The 764-nt window shown below is 43.1% G+C and carries 1 protein-coding gene; it reads right to left on the bottom strand.

The annotated features are described in order from the left end of the window. Positions 1–195 precede the first annotated feature (195 nt). On the bottom strand, positions 196–764 hold a 569-nt coding region (locus IE080_RS19380), incomplete at its 5' end, for a Mu transposase domain-containing protein (protein WP_444543309.1).

Below are 764 nucleotides of genomic sequence, written 5' to 3'. Positions count from 1 at the left end.
TTTTGTTTTCCCTTTCTTCCCATTCTGCCTGAAGAAGATGGTTCACAAGCTCTTCGGGATTGAGGTCATGGTGTCTGTTGCTGTCCAATATGGTTCTGTATGCCTCCATCATTCCATGGAACCTCATTTTGGACATCTGGTTTAACGCTATGCTCTGTGTCATGATTTTATATAATTGGTTTTTATGGTAAATAATTATCTGAAGCTTTCAGCCCCCCTTATATTTTCGTGCTGGACCGGGTTGTCATTCTGTTTTTCTGTCTCAAAAGGAATTGTATCCATTCCGCTTCTGAGTATCCTTGTGATGACCGAATAATTATAGGTATTGTAGTGGGAGGCACGCCTGACTGCGCCGACAAGTCTTTCCCTGCCCACCTTTTTATCATATCCCAGAATTCCCAGACAGCTTTTGTATGCCTGCTCGGGATAGGGATAACTGTCAAGGATCACCTGGATATAATGCAGGACATCAGGATGGATACCTTTTGCCCACTTCATAAAAAAGTCCGGGTTCCATTCGCTTACAAACCTGTGGGCAGAGGGCATATGGTCCTGAACAGTTGTGTATCCGCGTTCCTTAAGGCTTCTTTTGTGAAAAGCGATCCTCTCCCCGTCGAAGAATACCGAAACGTAACTGACCGAGTACACTATCTTTACTTTTTTGCCGATGTACCTGTAAGGGATGGAATAATAATGTTTTTCAGGATTCAGACATATATGGGACGTTTTGGTTACTGTGGCATGTTTAAACTGTTTGAGTTCGT

Origin of the sequence: Mongoliitalea lutea (assembly GCF_014652135.1) — a bacterium.
GTDB lineage: Bacteria > Bacteroidota > Bacteroidia > Cytophagales > Cyclobacteriaceae > Mongoliitalea > Mongoliitalea lutea.
This window is presented reverse-complemented; position numbering and strand designations above follow the sequence as displayed.